The sequence below is a fragment of the Halanaerobium sp. genome (assembly GCF_003070835.1).
In genome coordinates this window covers 1-3517 of the sequence record NZ_QBLR01000340.1, presented here as the reverse complement: position 1 = coordinate 3517, position 3517 = coordinate 1, and the positions used below count along the sequence as shown (strand labels likewise).

Below are 3517 nucleotides of genomic sequence, written 5' to 3'. Positions count from 1 at the left end.
AATTCCTTCTGGATCAACATTATCATTTACAAAAAGACGGGGATATCCATTACGCGCTTCTTCAAATAAATTATAGTGGGGATCATTTATTGCAGTCTGGACCGCAATATTCCCGAGTGCAGATCCTCCTATACCCAATACTACAAAATTATCAAATTTGTCTTTTAACTCTTCGGCAGTTGCCTTAAGTTCTTTTACAACCTCTTCCTGATTGTAAGGTAGCTCCATAAAACCCATCTGGCCATCAGCTTCAGCCTCAAGTATGTTTTGATGTGCTTTTAAAGCTTCCTCTTTTGCCTTCTCTAAATCCTCAACTGTCAAACCATGTTCTTCACCAATCATTTCTGCAAAAACATTGTTAATATCCAGCTTTAATCTTAAATTATCCTTTTCAGACATCCTAATTCCTCCTTATATTCTTATATCGCTGCCTAAATTATTAATACTATCACAAGTATATATTTTTCAGCGCTATTTTGCAAGATTTATGTGCACCTTCCGTTTATGGGACCAATTTTTACCAAATTATATTTTAACGATATAATTTCAATAATTGTAATCCGTTTTACTTTTTTTATTATTTTTTAAGCATATGATAATTACAAAGATACCCCTTGTGGGTATAATCAAGGAGGGAAAACAATGTACACACTTTACTATATTGCTGGAATTGCAGTTATCGCTTCATTCTTTGCAGATCGCGAAAAAACTTTTAAAGGATTAAAAATCGGTTGGAAGAAATTTTCTAAAATACTAGGCACTTATCTTAAATTGCTAATTATTTTATCATTTATTCTTTTAATCTCTGATCAATTTATAATAAATTATCTGGGAGGACAGGCTCCATTTATCGGTATGATTTTAGGCTTAATTATAGGTTCAATCACTATGATGCCTGGGTTTATCGCTTATCCTTTAGCAGGAATATTGGTTAGCAAAGGAATTCCTTACATGGTTGTAGCTGCTTTTGTCTCTTCTTTGATGCTTGTTGGTGTGGTTACTTACCCTGTTGAAAAAGAGTATATGGGAATGAAAGCCACAATTTATAGGAATATTGGAGCATTTTTTGTCGCTGGAATGATTGCTATTATAACTGGTATTTCTTATGGAGAGGTGATAATATGACAAGAAAAAAATTTATAAATTTAGTTGTAGCCTTGAGTTTTGCACTTTTCATTATTATTTCATTTATTATAGACTTCGATTTTGGAATAAGAGCTTGGGATAACTTCCTTTTGTTTGCTAAAGATATGTTGTTAATATTGCCTCCTGCTTTCGTTTTAATAGGTCTTTTCAATGTCTGGGCGAAAAGAGAAACTATTGAAAAAGGATTTGGACAAAAATCTGGATTTAAAAAATATATTTGGTCCTTTTTGTTGGCTTCGACAACAGTAGGAGGAACATTTATGGCTTTTCCTGTTGCAAATGCTTTATACCATAAGGGAGCCAGTTACAGTTCTATTTTTTCATATGTAACAGCAGCCTCACTTTTTATGATTCCAATGAGTGTTATGGAAGCAACTATATTAGGAATTAAATTCACAGCTATTAGACTCTTGTCTTCAATACCATTCATAATCTTAACAGCAATAATTTTGGAGAAGATTTTCAGAAAACAAAATTATAAAATACCTGAATCTAAATAAGCAGGCTTTGCTGGTTTATTTTTTATCTTTTTTATTCCGACTATATTAATCAACTTAACTCCAGTATTTACTCAATATTTACATAAAAATATATGATTTGCTTCTTGACATAGAGTTTACTCTACGATTTATAATTTAGATGAAATTTGTCGGATATAAAATATTTTTTAATTCACGATTTTTCATTAATACGAGGAGGGATTCATATGTTTAAAAAGTTTAGAGGTATAGAAAATTATAAAAAAGATAGACATGCTGAATCATTCTATGAAGCTTATAACAGAGTAGAGGACATGAAAAATATTTATTTAGAAGTGAACAGATATATTTAATAGTTAGCTCATACTTGATATAAAGGACCATAGAAGAGGTTTACCTCCGCAATATAATTTAGCAGCCATTTTAATGGCTGCTTTTTTATTTTAAATGAAATTAAATATTTGATATAATTAACTTAGCTAACAAATGGAGGGGATACAATGGATATAAAAAATTTAATCGAGAAAGGCAGAAATTTTTTAAAGTCGCCATGGGATACTATGGGAAATGAATTATTTTCAGTTGAAAAAACAGATCAACAAAAAGGAATTAAACAACCACTATTAGAAAAACAAATAGAAGATGAAAATGAGTTAATTGATTTAATCCGTGTTGAAGAATTTGATTTAGAAAAAATCGATTATGTAGACTTAATCAAAAAAAGAAGAAGTAGAAGAGCTTATAAAAATAAAACTATGACTTTAAAAGAACTATCTTTTTTACTATGGTCAACACAAGGCGTTGAACGAGTTATTAGAAATGGGTATGCTACTTTAAGGACTGTTCCTTCTGCGGGAGCGAGGCATCCTTTTGAAACATACCTTTATATTAGAAATGTTGAGAATATCGAAATGGGAATATACAGATATTCTGCTTTAAAACACAAGTTAATCCCAGTTAAAAAAGGCAATTTCGATGATGAGATGTTTGAAGCTACACAAGAACAAAGGATGACAGTAACTTCAGCCGTAACTTTTGTTTGGGCTGTAGTTCCATATAGGACTGAATGGAGATATTCCTTCTTGTCTCACAAAGTTATAGCTTTAGATGCAGGACATGTTTGCCAAAATCTTTATTTATCTGCAGAGGTTTTAGGCTGCGGGACTTGTGCTATTGGTTCGTATTCTCAAGAAAAGTTAGATGAACTGTTGGAATTAGATGGTGATGAAGAATTTTCCGTATATGTTGCACCTGTTGGTAAAATAAAATAAAGTTATTAAATTAAAACAGCTATTCAAAGTTTAATGAATAGCTGCTTTTTTATCATACATATTCAAATTTTAGTTGAAAATTTCTTGGATAAGCCATAATTTCATATTTCATATCTGATAATAATGCGTAATACCATCTTCCATTTATTTTCAAAACCATAGTATTGCCGCACACTTCTGTCCAATCCATATCGTCTCTTTTTATTTCGTAAGACAAATTGGCATATACCTCTTCTTCTATTTCATCTGGTGCAAATACTTCTTTGTTTATACTCCTAATATTGGATACACTTAAATTTCTAATTCTTGGATTTTTGTTGAATCTATCTTTACAAAGCCATTTTGTATAGACATTAAATGACTTTTCACACACATTCTTGAAAAAATATTTGTTAACTATCTCTGCTGAAGAAACATTCGGGTCATGTATATCATTGTTATAGCCTATAATCAATTCTTCAATTTCTCTCTCTTCAAAAGAATTCATCTATAAAACACCTCCATTAGAATATAAAAATAATGCGATTTAAAATCCACAATGGTTATTTTAACACTTACAAAATCATTAACCAAACCTATTCTAATTTGATTATAGATGATTATTATTAAATATATATTAAA

General features: G+C 30.5%; 5 protein-coding genes and 1 pseudogene. 4 read left to right on the top strand and 2 right to left on the bottom strand.

Annotated features, from left to right (window positions below):
- Positions 1-399: pseudogene (locus CI949_RS18635) on the bottom strand (glucose-6-phosphate isomerase); the annotation flags it as partial.
- A gap of 243 nt (positions 400-642) precedes the next feature.
- On the opposite strand from CI949_RS18635, the gene CI949_RS18630 reads away from it, so the two are divergent.
- The 4 genes from CI949_RS18630 (at position 643) to CI949_RS18615 (ending at position 2896) form a co-directional block, all read left to right on the top strand.
- Positions 643-1125: a hypothetical protein gene (locus CI949_RS18630; protein ID WP_290769177.1), complete on the top strand. Its 483-nt coding sequence runs from the start codon at positions 643-645 to the stop codon at positions 1123-1125.
- The gene (locus tag CI949_RS18625; RefSeq protein ID WP_091405352.1) at positions 1122-1646 is read left to right on the top strand and encodes a permease; all 525 of its coding nucleotides are present in this window, start codon (positions 1122-1124) and stop codon (positions 1644-1646) included. The genes CI949_RS18630 and CI949_RS18625 overlap by 4 nt, the downstream gene beginning before the upstream one ends.
- A gap of 206 nt (positions 1647-1852) precedes the next feature.
- Entirely contained in the window at positions 1853-1978 is a 126-nt protein-coding gene (locus tag CI949_RS18620) for a hypothetical protein (protein WP_259700019.1), read from the top strand.
- 147 nt (positions 1979-2125) lie between these two features.
- Positions 2126-2896 carry a SagB/ThcOx family dehydrogenase gene (locus CI949_RS18615; protein ID WP_290769168.1) on the top strand — a complete coding sequence of 257 codons (771 nt, stop codon included), beginning with the start codon at positions 2126-2128 and terminating at the stop codon, positions 2894-2896.
- Positions 2897-2948: 52 nt separating this feature from the next.
- Here CI949_RS18615 and CI949_RS18610 read toward each other — a convergent pair whose 3' ends face one another.
- Positions 2949-3383, bottom strand: a complete 435-nt coding sequence (locus CI949_RS18610) for a hypothetical protein (RefSeq protein ID WP_290769165.1) — start codon at positions 3381-3383, stop codon at positions 2949-2951.
- Between the last annotated feature and the right edge of the window lie 134 nt (positions 3384-3517).

Coding starts and splice junctions, on each gene's coding strand:
- CI949_RS18630 (WP_290769177.1), top strand. CDS start 643: ATGTACACACTTTACTATATTGCTGGAATTGCAGTTATCGCTTCATTC.
- CI949_RS18625 (WP_091405352.1), top strand. CDS start 1,122: ATGACAAGAAAAAAATTTATAAATTTAGTTGTAGCCTTGAGTTTTGCA.
- CI949_RS18620 (WP_259700019.1), top strand. CDS start 1,853: ATGTTTAAAAAGTTTAGAGGTATAGAAAATTATAAAAAAGATAGACAT.
- CI949_RS18615 (WP_290769168.1), top strand. CDS start 2,126: ATGGATATAAAAAATTTAATCGAGAAAGGCAGAAATTTTTTAAAGTCG.
- CI949_RS18610 (WP_290769165.1), bottom strand. CDS start 3,383: ATGAATTCTTTTGAAGAGAGAGAAATTGAAGAATTGATTATAGGCTAT.